Source organism: Oceanicola sp. 502str15 (genome assembly GCF_024105635.1).
Taxonomy (GTDB): Bacteria; Pseudomonadota; Alphaproteobacteria; order Rhodobacterales; family Rhodobacteraceae; genus Vannielia.
On the sequence record NZ_WYDQ01000001.1, the window covers coordinates 889,086 to 904,222 of the forward strand.

A 15,137-nucleotide genomic window follows, 5' to 3' on the forward strand; every position below is an offset into this window, starting at 1 on the left:
TGGGGCACAGCCCACGGGCGGGACACGCGACGTGACCGCGACGACGGTGGGCTGAGGTGCCCACTCTGCGGGTGGCCGCACAGGGCCGCCCGGACACGGCAACCGGGGAGGGGCGCCATGCATCCGGCATTACAAGGGCTTATCACCATCATCGTCGGGGTCGGCGGTTGCGTGGGCTACTTCTGGGCCTCCAACCTGTTTCTCGACAAGGTGCTCTATCCGCCGCGCGGCCCCCATGCGGGGCGCAACATCAACCGTGCCAACCTGATCCGGCCATGGCTGTTTCTGGCGCCCGCGGTCATCGCGCTGGGGCTCTACCTTGCCTATCCGGTGGTCGAGACGCTGCGGCTTTCACTTACCAACCGGGTGCCGGGCGGGGGCTATGAATGGGCCGGGGCCTCGAACTACGTGCAGATGTGGAACGATCCCAAGTTCATGGAGGCGCTGCTGAACAACATGCTCTGGCTGATCGTGGTGCCTGCGCTCTCCACCGCCTTCGGCCTGCTGGCCGCGCAGCTCACCGACCGGATCAAATGGGGCGCGGTGGCCAAGTCGATCATCTTCATGCCGATGGCGATCAGCTTCGTCGGGGCGGCGGTGATCTGGAAGCTGGTTTACGACTACCGCGCCTCGGGCGAGGAGCAGATCGGGGTGCTGAATGCCATCGTGGTGAGCCTCGGCGGCGAGCCGACGGCCTGGCTGACGGTGCCGTTCTGGAACAACTTCTTCCTCATGGCGGTGCTGATCTGGATCCAGACCGGCTTTGCCATGGTGATCCTCTCCGCCGCCCTGCGCGGCATCCCGGAGGAAACCGTGGAGGCGGCGATCGTGGACGGGGCCAACCCCTTCCAGATCTTCTTCAAGATCAAGGTGCCGCAGATCATGGGCACCATCGTGGTGGTCTGGACCACCATCACCATCGTCGTGCTGAAGATCTTCGACATCGTCTTTGCCATGACCAACGGCCAATGGGAGACGCAGGTTCTGGCCAACTACATGTATGACAAGCTTTTCCGCGCCAACGATTGGGGCGTCGGCTCGGCGGCGGCGATGGTGATCATGCTGCTGGTGACGCCGATCCTCGTGTGGAACGTCTACAACGCCCGCAAGGAGATGCGCTGACATGGACAACATTGCTGGCAAGAAATCTTCGTTGAGCTGGGCGGTGAACATCTCGGTGGTGCTGCTGGTGCTGCTCTGGATCTTTCCGACGGTCGGGCTCTTCGTGTCGTCCTTCCGCACCGCCGACCAGATCAGCGCGACCGGCTGGTGGAAGGCGCTGTTTCCGACCGAGCAGGTGGTACAGCTGCGCACCGATGACCCCGACGAGCTGCGGGTGGCCGAGGGTGCGGGCTTTGTGGTGACGGGCAACCTCTTTGGCGAGGAGGGCGGCGAGATTTCGGCGTTCGGCGTGTCGTCGCGCGATGTGGGGGCCTTCGGGCCCGGCGAGACGGCCGACATGGGCGATGGCGAGAGCATGACGGTGGAGGAAGACGGCAGCTACACATGGCGCGGCAGCGACGAGCAGATCAGCGGGCGGGGGCAGCGGGTGTTTGTGACCACCACCACGCCGCCGGAGTTCACCACGGCGAACTACGAGCGCGTGCTGTTTTCGGGCGACCGCACCGACAGCATGGCCAAGGCCTTCTTCAACACGCTGACGGTGACGATCCCGGCCACCATCATCCCGATCCTGGTGGCGGCCTTCGCGGCCTATGCGCTGGCGTGGATGGAGTTTCCGGGGCGGGCGCTGCTGATTGCGGCCATCGTGGCGCTGCTGGTGGTGCCGCTGCAACTGGCGCTGATCCCGCTGCTGAAGTTCCACAACGAGATCGGGATCGGGAAGGGCTATATCGGGGTCTGGCTGGCGCATACCGGCTTCGGGCTGCCGTTGGCGATCTACCTCCTGCGCAACTACATGGTCGGGCTGCCACGCGACATCATCGAGAATGCCAAGGTGGACGGGGCGACGGACTTCCAGATCTTCACCCGGATCGTGCTGCCGCTGTCCTTTCCGGCGCTGGCCAGCTTCGCCATCTTCCAGTTTCTCTGGACATGGAACGACCTGCTGGTGGCGCTGGTCTTCCTGATCGACAGCTCGGGCGACACCACGGTGATGACCCGGCAGATCGTCGAACTCCTCGGCACCCGGGGCGGCAACTGGGAGATTCTGGCCACGGCGGCCTTTGTCTCCATCTCGGTGCCGCTTCTGGTGTTTTTCGCAATGCAACGATACCTCGTGCGCGGCCTCTTGGCCGGCTCGGTGAAGTGAGAAAAGAATGAACGATATGAGCAACGTGCAGGCCGCAATTGCAGCTCGTGTGGAGAATCCCGACTGGTGGCGCGGGGCGGTGATCTATCAGGTCTATCCGCGCAGCTTTCAGGACAGTTCGGGTGACGGGGTGGGCGACCTTGCGGGCATTGCCTCGCGGCTCGACCATATTGCCTCGCTCGGGGTCGATGCGGTCTGGATCAGCCCGTTCTTCAAGAGCCCGATGAAGGATTTCGGTTACGATGTGAGCGATTACCGCGAGGTCGATCCGATGTTCGGCAGCCTCGCGGATTTCGACGCGCTGATTGCGCGGGCGCATGAGCTGGGGTTGAAGGTGCTGATTGATCTGGTGCTTTCGCATACCTCGGATCAGCATGCGTGGTTCAAGGAGAGCCGGAAGGATCATGCCAACCCCAAGGCGGATTGGTATGTTTGGGCCGATGCCAAGCCGACCGGGGCGCCGCCGAACAATTGGCTGTCGATCTTCGGCGGGAGTGCGTGGCAGTGGGATGGCGGGCGGATGCAGTATTATCTGCACAACTTCCTGACCTCGCAGCCGGACCTCAACTTTCATTGCCCCGCGGTGCAGGACGAGCTGCTGCGGGTGGCGGAGTTCTGGCTTGATCGCGGGGTCGACGGCTTTCGGCTCGATACCATCAACTTCTACGTTCACGACGCCGAGCTGCGCGACAACCCGGCGCTCGATCCGGCGCTGCGAAATGATCAGACGGCGCCTGCGGTGAACCCCTACAACTGGCAGGAGCACCTGTACGACAAGTCGCGGCCCGAGAACCTGGCCTTCCTGAAGCGGCTGCGGGCGGTGATGAAGCCCTATGGCGCGGCGGCCGTGGGCGAGGTGGGGGATGCCCAGCTTGGGCTGGAGATATTGGGCCAGTACACGGCGGGCGATGACATGATGAACATGTGTTACGCCTTCGAGCTGCTGGCCAAGGACAAGCCGACCGCCGGATATGTGGCCGAGACCATGCACCGCGTCGAGCGGGTGGCGGCGGATGGCTGGGCCTGCTGGGCGTTTTCCAACCATGACGTGCCGCGCCACATCAGCCGCTGGGGTCTGAGCGAGACCGCCGCGCGCGCCTATGTGGTGCTGATGATGTGCCTGCGCGGCTCGGCCTGCCTGTATCAGGGCGAGGAGCTGGGGCTGCCCGAGGCCGAGGTGAGTTTTGAGGACTTGCAGGACCCCTATGGCATCGAGTTCTGGCCCGAGTTCAAGGGCCGCGACGGCTGCCGCACGCCGATGGTCTGGGATGCGGGGGTGCATGGCGGGTTTTCGCACGGCAACGAGGCGCGGCCATGGTTGCCGGTGGCGCCCGAGCACCTGCCGCGGGCGGTGGAGGAGCAGGAGGGCGACAGCGCCTCGATGCTGGCCCATTACCGCCGGGCGGTGGCGCTGAGAAAGGCCCATGGGGTGCTGCGCGGCGGGGCGCAGGAGATCGCGGCGCAGGGCGACCTGCTGGTGATCCGCCGGACCGGGCAGGGCCGGGAGGTGCTGGCGCTGTTCAACCTCGCGGAGGGCCCCGTATCGCACGAGGTGGGCGCGGGATGGACGGCGCTGGAGGAGGCTGCCGCACTGGGCGCCGCGCCGCTTGAAGGAGAACGCGTCACGCTGGGGGCCTGGGGCTTTGCCCTGCTGGGTCGCTGAACGAATACCAGGGAGGAGACCGCCATGGCGGAACTGAAACTGACGGATGTGGCCAAGACCTATGGCGGCACGGTGAACGTGCTGAACGACATCAACCTCGATATCGAGACCGGTGAGCTGATCGTGTTCGTCGGGCCTTCGGGCTGCGGCAAGTCCACGCTGCTGCGGATGATCGCGGGTCTCGAGAAGATCACCGGCGGCACGCTGGAGATCGACGGGCAGGTGGTGAACGATGTGCCGCCTTCCGAGCGCGGCATCGCCATGGTGTTCCAGAGCTACGCGCTCTACCCGCATATGACGGTGCGCGAGAACATGAGCTTTGCGCTCAAGCTGGCCAAGAAGAGCAAGGAAGAGATCGACGCGGCGGTGGATGCGGCGGCGACCAAGCTGCAACTCACCGAATATCTCGACCGGCTGCCCAAGGCGCTCAGTGGCGGGCAGCGGCAGCGGGTGGCGATCGGGCGCAGTATCGTACGCGACCCGAAGGTCTACCTCTTCGACGAGCCGCTCTCGAACCTCGATGCCGCCCTGCGGGTGGCGACCCGGATCGAGATTGCCCAGCTCAAGGAGCAGATGCCCGAGAGCACGATGGTCTATGTGACCCACGACCAGGTGGAGGCGATGACGCTGGCCAGCCGGATCGTGGTGCTGGCCAACAAGGGGATCGCGCAGGTCGGCACGCCGCTGGAGCTGTACGAGACCCCGCGAAACGAGTTTGTCGCCCAGTTCATCGGCTCCCCGGCGATGAACCTCATCCCCGGCAAGGTGGTGGAGACCGGCGCGGTGACGGCGGTGGAGTTGCAGAGCGGCGTGGTGGCCCATTCGGCGGTGCCGACCGAGGCGGGAGACATGGGGGCCGAGGTGAACATCGGCATCCGCCCGGAAGACCTGCGGCAGGGGAGCGATGCGGATTGCTGCTTCAAGGGCGTGGTGGAATACACTGAAAACCTTGGAGAAGTGACGCTGCTCTACTTCGAGCCGCAGCATGGCCACGGGCAGGTGATCGCCAAGCTGCCGGGCGTGCACCGCGACATGCGGGGCGGCGAGGTGGTGCTGGCGGCGGACCCGGCGAAGGTGCATCTGTTCATCGGCGGCCAGTCGCTGCTCTACCGCTGAGGGGCAGGGCGCCGAACAGTCCCAGAGCGAGGCGTGAGCGGGCCGCGACGGGCGGGCTCCGGTACTGCGGCGCGGTGCCCTCGGGTCAGGGTGCCGTGGCACGGGGCCGTTAACCCCAATCGTTTCAGGCCCCACGCGCTTTAGGCATTGTCTTTCAACACGCCCCTCCGTTATGGTCGATCCACGGACGGTCCGGGGCGGGTGCCCTGAGATGGTCCGGAGCGATTTCCCTGGCAGGGACGTGCAGATGCGGAGCCAACAAGCGCCGCCGCGATGCGTCCGCCAGAGTTAACCGGCCCCGAGAGATCAAACTTGAGGGGCCACTTGGCCCGGCTCGCACCACGCAGGCCACGGCCCCCCCAAACGGGCGCGACCGCCGCAAGGCCGGGACGCGTCGGAGACAAACCGCGATGCAACGCGTGAGGACAGACGAGCAGGCAAGGGAAGCTGCAACAGCACGCGCCCTGCCACGCATGTCCCGCGCATTCGCCCTATCCAGACACGGCCTTTCCAGTTCCCGCCCGCCAGGGCGTGGGGCAAGAACGCCGTGCAACGAGTTAATATGGCTAAGAAAATGCTTATCGACGCCACCCACGCCGAGGAAACTCGGGTTGTGGTGGTCGACGGAAACAAGGTTGAGGAATTCGACTTTGAGACTGTCAACAAACGCCAGCTAGCCGGCAACATCTACCTCGCCAAAGTGACCCGCGTGGAGCCCTCGCTTCAGGCGGCTTTTGTGGATTATGGCGGCAACCGCCACGGCTTCCTCGCGTTCTCGGAAATTCATCCCGACTACTACCAGATCCCGGTGGCCGACCGTCAGGCGCTGCTGGAGGAAGAGCGGGCCTATGCCGAGGCACAGGCCGCCGAGGAGGAGGCGCCCAAGAAGTCGCGCCGCCGCCGGTCGCGCTCGAAGAAGTCCGACAGCAACGATGCCGTCGCCACCAAGGATGTGGATGGCGAGATTGGCGGCATGGACGTGGTCGACCTCGGTGAGGAAGAGACCGACGACACGCTGGTGAACGAAGAGGGCGCCGAGGGCGAGACCCGGGCCGACGCCGGTGCCGAGAGCGCCAGCGACGCCGCCGACAGCGATCAGGCCGACGACGACCAGAGCGACGACGATCAGGACGATCACGGCGAGGACGACGACGAGACCACGGCCGCCGACAAGGATGAAGACATCGAGTCGGTTGCCGAAGAGGACGTGCACGAAGAGATCCGCCAGCCGCGCAAGCCCCGGCCCAAGCGCTACAAGATCCAGGAAGTGGTGAAGGTTCGCCAGATCCTTCTGGTACAGGTCGTAAAGGAAGAGCGCGGCAACAAGGGTGCCGCGCTGACCACCTATCTCTCGCTCGCCGGTCGCTACTGCGTGCTGATGCCCAACACCGCCCGTGGTGGTGGCATCTCCCGCAAGATCACCAATGCTGCCGACCGCAAGAAGCTCAAGGAAATCGCCTCGGAGATCGAGGTGCCCCAGGGCGCGGGCCTGATCGTGCGCACGGCGGGTGCCAAGCGCACCAAGACCGAGATCAAGCGCGACTACGAGTATCTCAAGCGGCTGTGGGAGCAGATCCGCGAGCTGACCCTGAAATCGGTCGCCCCGGCGCCGATCTACGAAGAGGGCAACCTCATCAAGCGGTCGATCCGCGATCTCTATTCCAAGGAGATCGACGAGGTCTGGGTGGAAGGCGAGGCGGGTTACCGCACTGCCAAGGACTTCATGAAGATGATCATGCCGTCCCACTCCAAGAACGTGAAGCAATACAGCGAGGGGCTGCCGCTCTTTGCCCGCTACCAGGTGGAAAGCTACCTGGCGGCGATGTTCAACCCGACGGTTCAGCTGAAGTCGGGCGGTTACATCGTGATCGGCGTGACCGAGGCGCTTGTGGCCATTGACGTGAACTCGGGCCGGGCCACCAAGGAAGGCTCGATCGAGGAGACCGCGCTGAAGACCAACCTGGAGGCCGCCGAGGAGGTGGCCCGCCAGCTGCGCCTGCGCGACCTTGCCGGCCTCATCGTGATCGACTTCATCGACATGGAGGAACGGCGCAACAACAACGCCGTGGAGAAGCGCTTCAAGGACAAGCTGAAGACCGACCGGGCCCGCATTCAGGTGGGCCGGATCTCGGGCTTCGGTCTGATGGAGATGTCGCGCCAGCGGCTGCGTCCGGGGATGCTGGAAGCCACGACCCAGCCGTGCCCCTCGTGCCATGGCACCGGGCTGCTGCGCTCGGATGACAGCATCGGTCTCGCCATCCTGCGCCAGATCGAGGAAGAGGGCACCAAGGGCAAGAACCGCGAGGTTCTGCTGAAGGCGCCCGTGGGGATCATCAACTTCCTGATGAACCAGAAGCGCGAGCATGTGGCCAGCATCGAGGCGCGCTATGGCCTGTCGGTGCGGCTGGAGGCGGATGCGCATCTGATTTCGCCCGACTTCTCGCTGGAGAAGTTCAAGACCGCGACCCGGAGCATCGCCGAGGTGACGGCCCCGGTGATCTCGATCGACACCACCGATCTGCCCGACCTCGACGAGGAAGAGGAAGATCAGGCCGAGGCCGAGGTGGAGACCACCGAGGCCGAAGGCAGCGAGGACAAGCCCAAGCGCAAGCGCCGTCGGCGTCGTCGGCGTCGCGGTGGCGGCGGTGAGAACGGTGGCGAGGAGAACGGCGCGGAGAGCCAGAACGGCGAGGCGCAGGCTGCCGAGGGCGAGAGCGCCGAGGCAGGCGAGAGCGCAGAGGCCCCGGCCGAAGCCCAGCCCGAGACTGCTGGCGAGGCCCCGGCCGAAGCTGCTGGCGAGGAGAAGGGCGAAGAGACTGGCGAGGAGAAGCCCAAGCGCACCCGTCGCCGTCGCTCGCGCAAGAAGCCCGAGGATGCGCCGGCTGAAGCTGCAACTGCTGACGCCTCAGGTGCAGAGGCCGCGCCCGAGGCCCCTGCCGAAGCGGCAGCCCCGACGGAGGAGGCTCCGGCAGAGGAGGCCCCCGCAGAGGCGCCCGCAGCCGAGGAGAAGCCCAAGCGCCGCCGCACCCGCAAGAAGGTGGTGGCCGAAGAGGCACCTGCCGAGGCTGCGCCGGAAGTGGCCTCCGAGGTTGCCCCCGAGGCCGAAGCCGAGGTTGTGCCCGCCCCCGAACCGGAGGCCGCACCCGAACCTGCCGCCGAGGAGCCGGTGCTGGAAACCGCCGAGGCCGAGGCCAGCGACGAGCCGTCCAAGCCCAAGCGCAAGGGCTGGTGGTCGCTCGGTCGCTGAGGCGACAGGGGTTTGAAAATGAAGGGGGCGTGCCTGCCGGGCGCGCCCCTATTTCTTTTGCAGGTGCCAGATCATGCCGGTGGCGGTTTCTTCCTGCGACAGAAGGCTGTGCCCGGATTCGGCGCAGAAGTGGGGCATGTCGATCAGGGCGGCGGGATCATCGGTTTCGACCCGGAGCACCTCGCCCGAGGCCAGCGCCCGGAGCCGCCTGGCGGTTTTCAGCACCGGGAGCGGGCAGAGCAGGCCGGTGGCGTCGAGGGCGGCGTGGTGGGTCATGGGGCAGGGGTAGCGGATGGTCGTGCCGGGCGGAAGGGGGCTTTTGGCCGCTTTGGCGTGGAGCGTGCGGCGGCGGTGCGCAGCGGGGGGCCAGCCCCCCGCACCCCCCGGAGATATTTGCAGCAAGAAAATGAACAGGGGGGCGCGGTGATGCGCCACGGGCTTGTGAGGGGCTGGGGGCTTCCGGCTTTGCGGCCGGGGGCTTAAAGGGGAAGGCATGTTTGGCATCGACATCATGGACGCCGCGCTTTTGCCGGCCATCTTCATCGCCGTCGTGGGCGGCCTGATCTCCTTCATCAGCCCCTGCGTGCTGCCCATCGTGCCGCCCTACCTTGCCTATATGGGCGGGATCTCGATGGACGAGATGGAGGGCCAGGGCGCGCGGGGCGGGCGCCGGCGGGTGCTGGTGGCGGCGGGGTTCTTCGTGCTCGGCCTGTCGACCGTGTTCCTGCTGCTGGGGGCGGCGGCCTCGGCCATGGGCGGGCTGTTCCTGCAGAACCGCGAGTGGTTCACCATGGCGGCGGGGCTGGTGATCATGGTGTTCGGGGCGCATTTTCTGGGCATCTTCACCCTGCCGTTCCTGAACCGGGAGGCGCGGATCGACGCGGGCGACCGGGGCGGGTCGGCGCTGGGGGCCTATGTGCTGGGGCTGGCCTTTGCCTTTGGCTGGACGCCCTGCCTTGGCCCGATCCTCGGGGCGATCCTGTCGATGGCGGCGATGGAGGGCGATGTGGCCCGGGGCGCGCTGCTGCTGGCGGTCTATGCCTTGGGACTGGGCCTGCCGTTCATCGCGGTGGCGGCCTTTTTCCCGCGGCTGAAGGGGCTGATGGGCTGGATGAAGCGGCATATGGGCCAGATCGAGCGGATCATGGGGCTGCTGCTCTGGACGGTCGGGCTGCTGATGCTCACCGGCGCCTTCTCGGATTTCTCCTACTGGCTGCTCGAGATCTTCCCGGCGCTGGCGACCGTGGGGTGAGAGGCCCGGTGCTGAGGCTCGATCATCTGACGGTCATTGCACCAAGCCTTGCGGAGGGGCTGGCCCATGTGCAGGGCTGCCTCGGCCTCTCCGTGCCAGAGCGCGGCCGGCACCTCTACATGGGCACCCACAATCACCGGATGCAGCTTGGGCAGGGCGTCTATCTCGAGATCGTGGCGGTCGACCCGGACGGCCTCCCGCCGGGGCGGCCCCGGTGGTTTGGCCTCGACGACGCGGCACAGGTCGCGGCGAATTGGGCGGCGGGCCGTCGGCTGCGCGGCTGGGTGGCCAATTGCGCCGATATCCCCCGCGTCCTCGCGCAGCACGGCGAGATCTTCGGCGCCTGCGCGGGCCTGCCCTTCGAGGCACCCGAGTTCGGCTTCACCCTGCGCGACGACGGGCGCCTGCCGCTTGACGGCGCCGCGCCCTCGCTCATCGACCACCGCGGCGATACGGCCTACATCGCTGCGCTGCCCGATCTCGGGGCGCGACTGACCCGATGGGAGCTGCACCACCCCGATCCTGCGCGCATCGAAGCCCTGTTTGCGGAACTGGAGCTCGACCGCCCGCCGCGGCTGGTGCCGGGCCCCGAAACGCGCTTTCGCGCCGAGATCGACACGCCGGCGGGACCGCGGGTGCTGAGCTGAGGCCGCACCCTCCCAATTTCCGCCAAAATCCCTTGCTAAGAGCGCCGGAACGGCAAGGATGAGAGCCATGGCAAACGAGCAGGCAGTGCAGGACGTGAGGCGCCGCCGGGTGATCTATATCCCCGGCTACGACCCGTTTCATCCGCGCCGCTACCGCGAACTCTACCGCAAGGAAAGCGCCGAGCAGGGGGCGATTTCGGGCTACGAGATGCGCCAGAGCGCCCTGAAGGGGCAGGGGCCCTTTGCCTGGAGTGTCGAGAGCGTGGTGGAGGGGGTCGAGACGGAGGCGCAGATCGAGGTGCTGCTCTGGTCGGATATCGTGAAGGCCTCGATGAACCCCTCGATCCCGGCGACCTATGCCATGCTGGTGCGCACGGCATGGACCTATATCGCCTCGGGGGCGCTGTTTCGGCTGATGCGGCTCAGGAAGGGGCCGGTGATTGCGGCGCTCTACCCGATCGTCTTTCTGCTCGGGCAGCTGGTGCTGGCGCTGGCGCTTGGCTACGGCGCGGCGCGGCTGGGGGCCTGGGCGCTGTTGCAGCTGCCGGTGAAGGTGCATCTGGGCACGACGGGCACCATGCTGGGGCTGATCCTCTTTGCGGCGGTCACATGGGGTGTGCTCGGCTGGTTTCGCAAGCGGGACAACCGGTTTTTTGCCTATTACCTCATGCATGATTACAGCTATTCGGCCCGCCACAAGGGCGCGAACCCGCCCGAGCTGGAGGAACGGATGGCCGCGTTTCGGGCCCGGATCGAGGAGGCGCTGGCGAGCGATGTGGACGAGGTGCTGGTGGTGGGCCATTCCTCGGGCGCGCATATCGGCGTGTCGGTGCTGGCGGACCTGATGCGCGGCGGGTGGCGCCGGGGCGAGGGGCCGCGGCTGGGCTTTCTGACGCTGGGGCATGTGGTGCCGATGGTGAGCTTTCTGCCGAAGGCCGACAGGCTCAGGGCCGATCTGCACGACCTGTGCCAATGGGACCAGATTACATGGGTCGACGTGACCGCGCCGGGCGATGGCTGCGCCTTTGCGCTCTGCGATCCGGTGGCGGTGACGGGGGTTGCGCCGGAGAGTGGCAAACGCTGGCCGCTGGTGTTTTCGGCCGCCTTCACCCAGACCCTCAGCCCGGAGCGGTGGAAGGCGATCAAGCGGCGGTTCTTCCGGCTGCATTTTCAGTATCTCTGCGCCTTCGACCGGCCCGGGGACTACGACTACTTTCTCATCACCGCTGGCCCGCTTTCGCTGGCGACGCGCTACGCCGAGCGGCTGCCGTCGAAGAGCCGGATCGAGACGCCCGCCTCGCGCTATACCTCGCGGGCGGCATGAGCTGCTGCGCGGCGCAGGTCATCCTCGGGCTTGACCCGAGGATCTCCACCGGCAAGAGATCCCCGGGTCGAGCCCGAGGATGACAGCTCAATGACCTGCCCGCATCTGCCGCCCAAGCCGCCCTCGCGCCCCGAGAAGACCTCGCTGCGCAACTATCTGCGGCTGTTCCGGGCCGATATCCTCTCGGCCCAGCCGGCCAAGCTCTACCGGGCCTGGATGGCGGAGTTTCGCACGCCGTTCTTTCGCAGCTACCTGGTGAACGAGCCGGCGCTGGTGGACCTTGTGCTGAAGGAGCGGCCTGACGACTTTCCGAAGTCCGACAGGGTGCGCGAGGGGCTGGCGCCGCTGCTGGGGAACTCGGTGTTCGTGACCAATGGCGAGACCTGGAAGCGGCAGCGGCGGATCATCGACCCGGCCTTCGAAGGCGGGCGGCTGCGCGAGACCTTTCCGGCGATGCTGGCGGCGGCGCGGGCCTGCGTGGCGCGGATGGAGGCGCGCGAGGGGGTGACGGAGGTGGAGGAGGAGACCAGCCACGCGGCGGCGGATGTGATCTTTCGGACGCTGTTCTCGATCCCGATCGAGCATGAGATCGCCTCGCGGGTGTTCTCGGAGTTTCGGGCCTATCAGCGGGCCCAGCCGATCCTGAACCTTGCCGCCTTCCTGCCGCTGCCGCGCTGGTTTCCGCGGTTTCATGCCCGCGAGGTGAAGCGCACCGCCGCCTCGATCCGGGCGCTGATCACCGAGCTGACGGCGGCGCGGGCGGGGGAGATTGCGGCGGGGGATGCGCCCGATGACCTGGCCACCAAGATCATGACCACCGCCGACCCGCAGACCGGCGCGCGGTTCGACACCGAGGAGATGGTGGACCAGGTGGCGATCTTCTTTCTTGCCGGGCATGAAACCTCGGCCTCGGCGCTGGCCTGGGCGCTCTATCTGCTGGCGGCCTTTCCGGAGGTGCAGGAGCGGGCGGCGGCGGAGGCGGCTGGCCTGCCGGAAAATCCATCGTTTTCAGATATCTCGGGCTGCAAGTTCATCCGCGATGTGTTCCGCGAGGCGTTACGGCTCTATCCGCCGGTGCCGATGATGGTGCGGCAGAACGTGAAGACCGAGACCTTCCGTAATCGGACGGTAAAACCGGGGGCGCAGATCGTGCTGTCGCCCTGGCATCAGCAGCGCCATGAGCGGCTGTGGAGCGATCCGGACGGGTTTGACCCGGATCGGTGGAGCACCGAGGAGGGGCGGCGCTGCGGGCGGGAGGCCTACATGCCGTTCTCGGCCGGGGCGCGGGTGTGCACCGGGGCGGGGTTTGCGATGGTGGAGGGGCCGCTCATTCTGGCGATGCTGCTGCGGCGGCTGCGGTTTGCAACGGTGGAGGGTCGGGTGCCGCGGCCGGTGGCGCATCTGACGGTGCGGGCGGCGGAGGGGATTCATCTGGAGATTTCGCGGCGCTAGCGGCGGCTCACTTCTGCCCGATGTAATGGCCGAGCACGAAGACGCGGATGGCGGAGGCCAGGCCGCGCTCTACCCCGCGATCTGCATCAATTGCGGCAGCCAGTGCGTTGATCGGAATATCTTTTTCCTGCGCGATCTCCCGGAAGGCGGCCCAGAACTCGGGTTCGAGGGACACCGAGGTTCGGTGTCCGGCCAATGTGAGGGAGTGCTTTTCGGGACGGGCCATGGGCGCGCCTAGGAGGCTCTTGCGCGCTCGCTCAGGCCGGGGCGGACCCGGGGGCCGTAGGTTTCCATCTCGTGCTCCAGCTCGGGCAGAACGGCCATGATCTCGGACCAGAGGCCGGCCTCGGAGGCGGTGGGGCGCAGGTTGCCGGGGTGGAAGCTTTCCATCTCCAGCCCTTCGACCACCATGACGCCATGCCGCTCCAGCAGGATCTGGACGTAGGTGATGCCGTTGCGCGGGATCGACTTGCAGAAGCCGGCGCGGCGGGTCAGCGCCGTGGCCGAGACCAGCCGCTCGTCGGCGGGGTCGGAATTGGAGCGCATCAGCAGCCCGGCATTGGGAGACAGTTCGAGGTCGTGGCGCGGGTAGGTGCCGTCGATGCTGCCGGCCTTGATCCGCACCGGGCAAAGCGCGGGGCTCTGCGACAGCTGCTCGCGGGTCACGCGGGTGAGTCCGATCCATTTGACCCGCAGCGCGCCGAGATCCTTGGTGTCGACCACGTCTCCGACCCGGATCTGACCGGCGGGCACGGCGCCCGAGGGGGTCAGGACGCGGGCATTGGCGGATACGGCGCTTTCGAGCCAGGTGCCCGGCTCGGGGAGGCGCGAGAAGCTCTTGAGCTTGGGCTTGAGGGCCTTGGTCAGCTTGCGGGCGTTGGGCAGCAGTTGTGCCAGCCCGGGGGCCACGTAGGCCTTTGAAAACATGCCGGTTCCAGCAACCGTATGCGCGGTGAACTCTTCGATGTCGGCTTGCAAATCGGCACGCGTCAGCCGCTGTGCCTGTGCCAGGTTCGGTCCCATTCCTGTCTCCGTCCCGCAGGATGTTTCCCGCGTCTGCCTCTAAAGTATTGCCCGCTTTTGCGGATCTCGGGGCCAAGGTCGGGCCGAAATGTGGCGGGAATGTGGCGGGGTTTGAGGCGGAGGTGTCACACGACATCTCTGTGGCAAATTTGCCGGTGAAATCCGGTCAGTCTGCCGTCGCGCCGAAAAAGGCGCGGATGCGCGGGCCGATCCAGGCCCAGAGCGAGGGGGCGCCGCGCTCCATCGGCGGTTTCAGCCGGGCCTCGACCTTGGCGTAATCCACGCCGTAGGGCACCCAGCTTGCGCCGCCGTTGGCGAGGTTGAGCACCGGGGGCTGGAAGCGGTCGAGTGCCTTGGCGAAGCGGGCATCCGGGGTGCGGGCCTCTTCGAACTCGTCCCAGAGGGCGCGCAGCTCGGCGCCCTGGCCGGGCGGGAGCATGCCGAAGATCCGGTCGGCTGCGGCGGCCTCGGCGGCCTCGATCGCGCCCTGGTCCAGCCCGGCCTCGAAGATCGGAGCATCGCCGGCGTCGATCTCGACGAGGTCGTGGATCAGCGCCATGCGGATCACCCGGTCGATGCTGACCCCCTCGGGGGCCTCATCGGCCAACACCAGCGCAAAGAGCGCGAGGTGCCAGGAATGTTCGCCCGAGTTCTCGTGCCGCGAGCCATCGGCCAGCTTGGAGGCGCGCTCGACGGAGCGCAGCTTGCAGGCCTCGGTCAGAAAGGCGATGCGGGCATCGAGCGGTGACACTAGTGGCCGTCATCCATGAGCTTGGGGCCGGTGTCCTTTTCGAGGTAGCCCTGCTCGATCTGCTTGGTCAGGAAGGCGCGGGCCCGCCGCTCCGCAAGGCGCACGCGGATCGAGGTCATGAAGGTCTCTTCCATGGTGGTCGAGGAGGTGCCCAGCTTCTTGGCCACGGCCCTGATCACCTCGTCCTCGTCGCCCAGCCGGGCGGCATTGGCGATGGTGTCCTTTGCCAGTTCATCCGCGAGATCTTCCAAAACGCCCATGGCTGCTCTCCTGCTCGGCTCTGCCTGCCTGCATTTGCTTGAAATCCACCCCCGAGTTCAACCCCGCTTTGCAGATCGACCCGAGGAGGTGAGCATTTGCCCGGCGTCAGATCACCTTCTCATCGGCACG

At 66.7% G+C, this 15,137-nt stretch carries 14 protein-coding genes; 9 read left to right on the forward strand and 5 right to left on the reverse strand.

The window, feature by feature from the left end:
* Nucleotides 1-117: 117 nt before the first annotated feature.
* The 5 genes from GTH22_RS04265 (at nt 118) to GTH22_RS04285 (ending at nt 8,298) form a co-directional block, all read left to right on the forward strand.
* Nucleotides 118-1,122 carry a carbohydrate ABC transporter permease gene (locus tag GTH22_RS04265; protein WP_252943462.1) on the forward strand — a complete coding sequence of 335 codons (1,005 nt, stop codon included), beginning with the start codon at nt 118-120 and terminating at the stop codon, nt 1,120-1,122.
* A gap of 1 nt (nt 1,123) precedes the next feature.
* Nucleotides 1,124-2,272, forward strand: a complete 1,149-nt coding sequence (locus GTH22_RS04270) for a carbohydrate ABC transporter permease (RefSeq protein ID WP_252943464.1) — start codon at nt 1,124-1,126, stop codon at nt 2,270-2,272.
* Between the two features lie 7 nt (nt 2,273-2,279).
* A complete protein-coding gene (locus GTH22_RS04275; protein WP_371928314.1) occupies nt 2,280-3,935 on the forward strand; it encodes an alpha-amylase family glycosyl hydrolase in 1,656 nt (551 codons plus the stop codon).
* A gap of 24 nt (nt 3,936-3,959) precedes the next feature.
* The gene (locus tag GTH22_RS04280; protein WP_252943466.1) at nt 3,960-5,051 is read left to right on the forward strand and encodes an ABC transporter ATP-binding protein; all 1,092 of its coding nucleotides are present in this window, start codon (nt 3,960-3,962) and stop codon (nt 5,049-5,051) included.
* A gap of 562 nt (nt 5,052-5,613) precedes the next feature.
* Nucleotides 5,614-8,298 carry a ribonuclease E/G gene (locus tag GTH22_RS04285; RefSeq protein WP_252943468.1) on the forward strand — a complete coding sequence of 895 codons (2,685 nt, stop codon included), beginning with the start codon at nt 5,614-5,616 and terminating at the stop codon, nt 8,296-8,298.
* Between the two features lie 48 nt (nt 8,299-8,346).
* Here GTH22_RS04285 and GTH22_RS04290 read toward each other — a convergent pair whose 3' ends face one another.
* On the reverse strand, nt 8,347-8,574 hold the full coding sequence (locus GTH22_RS04290; RefSeq protein WP_252943470.1) for a sulfurtransferase TusA family protein: 228 nt from the start codon (nt 8,572-8,574) through the stop codon (nt 8,347-8,349).
* A gap of 217 nt (nt 8,575-8,791) precedes the next feature.
* On the opposite strand from GTH22_RS04290, the gene GTH22_RS04295 reads away from it, so the two are divergent.
* From GTH22_RS04295 to GTH22_RS04310, 4 genes are all read left to right on the forward strand, one after another.
* Entirely contained in the window at nt 8,792-9,550 is a 759-nt protein-coding gene (locus tag GTH22_RS04295; RefSeq protein WP_252943472.1) for a cytochrome c biogenesis CcdA family protein, read from the forward strand.
* 8 nt (nt 9,551-9,558) lie between these two features.
* The gene (locus GTH22_RS04300) at nt 9,559-10,197 is read left to right on the forward strand and encodes a VOC family protein (RefSeq protein WP_252943473.1); all 639 of its coding nucleotides are present in this window, start codon (nt 9,559-9,561) and stop codon (nt 10,195-10,197) included.
* Between the two features lie 67 nt (nt 10,198-10,264).
* Nucleotides 10,265-11,521, forward strand: coding sequence for a hypothetical protein (locus GTH22_RS04305; RefSeq protein ID WP_252943474.1), 1,257 nt, complete (start codon nt 10,265-10,267; stop codon nt 11,519-11,521).
* Between the two features lie 90 nt (nt 11,522-11,611).
* On the forward strand, nt 11,612-12,973 hold the full coding sequence (locus GTH22_RS04310; RefSeq protein WP_252943476.1) for a cytochrome P450: 1,362 nt from the start codon (nt 11,612-11,614) through the stop codon (nt 12,971-12,973).
* Nucleotides 12,974-12,980: 7 nt separating this feature from the next.
* On the opposite strand, the gene GTH22_RS04315 is transcribed toward GTH22_RS04310, so the two are convergent.
* The 4 genes from GTH22_RS04315 to GTH22_RS04330 all read right to left on the reverse strand — a co-directional run bounded on the left by GTH22_RS04315 (nt 12,981) and on the right by GTH22_RS04330 (nt 15,007).
* Nucleotides 12,981-13,199: a ribbon-helix-helix domain-containing protein gene (locus GTH22_RS04315; protein WP_252943478.1), complete on the reverse strand. Its 219-nt coding sequence runs from the start codon at nt 13,197-13,199 to the stop codon at nt 12,981-12,983.
* A gap of 8 nt (nt 13,200-13,207) precedes the next feature.
* Complete coding sequence (locus tag GTH22_RS04320; protein ID WP_252943480.1) at nt 13,208-13,996, reverse strand: Hint domain-containing protein; 789 nt, start codon at nt 13,994-13,996, stop codon at nt 13,208-13,210.
* 166 nt (nt 13,997-14,162) lie between these two features.
* The gene (locus GTH22_RS04325) at nt 14,163-14,747 is read right to left on the reverse strand and encodes an HD domain-containing protein (protein ID WP_252943482.1); all 585 of its coding nucleotides are present in this window, start codon (nt 14,745-14,747) and stop codon (nt 14,163-14,165) included.
* Nucleotides 14,747-15,007: a hypothetical protein gene (locus GTH22_RS04330; RefSeq protein ID WP_252943483.1), complete on the reverse strand. Its 261-nt coding sequence runs from the start codon at nt 15,005-15,007 to the stop codon at nt 14,747-14,749. Before GTH22_RS04330 ends, GTH22_RS04325 begins: the two co-directional genes overlap by 1 nt.
* Nucleotides 15,008-15,137: the final 130 nt, after the last annotated feature.

Excerpts from the sequence above, each read along its gene's own strand:
- GTH22_RS04295 (WP_252943472.1), top strand. The coding sequence starts at position 8,792 with ATGTTTGGCATCGACATCATGGACGCCGCGCTTTTGCCGGCCATCTTC.
- GTH22_RS04310 (WP_252943476.1), top strand. The coding sequence starts at position 11,612 with ATGACCTGCCCGCATCTGCCGCCCAAGCCGCCCTCGCGCCCCGAGAAG.
- GTH22_RS04285 (WP_252943468.1), top strand. The coding sequence starts at position 5,614 with ATGGCTAAGAAAATGCTTATCGACGCCACCCACGCCGAGGAAACTCGG.
- GTH22_RS04265 (WP_252943462.1), top strand. The coding sequence starts at position 118 with ATGCATCCGGCATTACAAGGGCTTATCACCATCATCGTCGGGGTCGGC.
- GTH22_RS04320 (WP_252943480.1), bottom strand. The coding sequence starts at position 13,996 with ATGGGACCGAACCTGGCACAGGCACAGCGGCTGACGCGTGCCGATTTG.
- GTH22_RS04275 (WP_371928314.1), top strand. The coding sequence starts at position 2,280 with ATGAACGATATGAGCAACGTGCAGGCCGCAATTGCAGCTCGTGTGGAG.
- GTH22_RS04270 (WP_252943464.1), top strand. The coding sequence starts at position 1,124 with ATGGACAACATTGCTGGCAAGAAATCTTCGTTGAGCTGGGCGGTGAAC.
- GTH22_RS04290 (WP_252943470.1), bottom strand. The coding sequence starts at position 8,574 with ATGACCCACCACGCCGCCCTCGACGCCACCGGCCTGCTCTGCCCGCTC.
- GTH22_RS04315 (WP_252943478.1), bottom strand. The coding sequence starts at position 13,199 with ATGGCCCGTCCCGAAAAGCACTCCCTCACATTGGCCGGACACCGAACC.
- GTH22_RS04305 (WP_252943474.1), top strand. The coding sequence starts at position 10,265 with ATGGCAAACGAGCAGGCAGTGCAGGACGTGAGGCGCCGCCGGGTGATC.
- GTH22_RS04280 (WP_252943466.1), top strand. The coding sequence starts at position 3,960 with ATGGCGGAACTGAAACTGACGGATGTGGCCAAGACCTATGGCGGCACG.
- GTH22_RS04330 (WP_252943483.1), bottom strand. The coding sequence starts at position 15,007 with ATGGGCGTTTTGGAAGATCTCGCGGATGAACTGGCAAAGGACACCATC.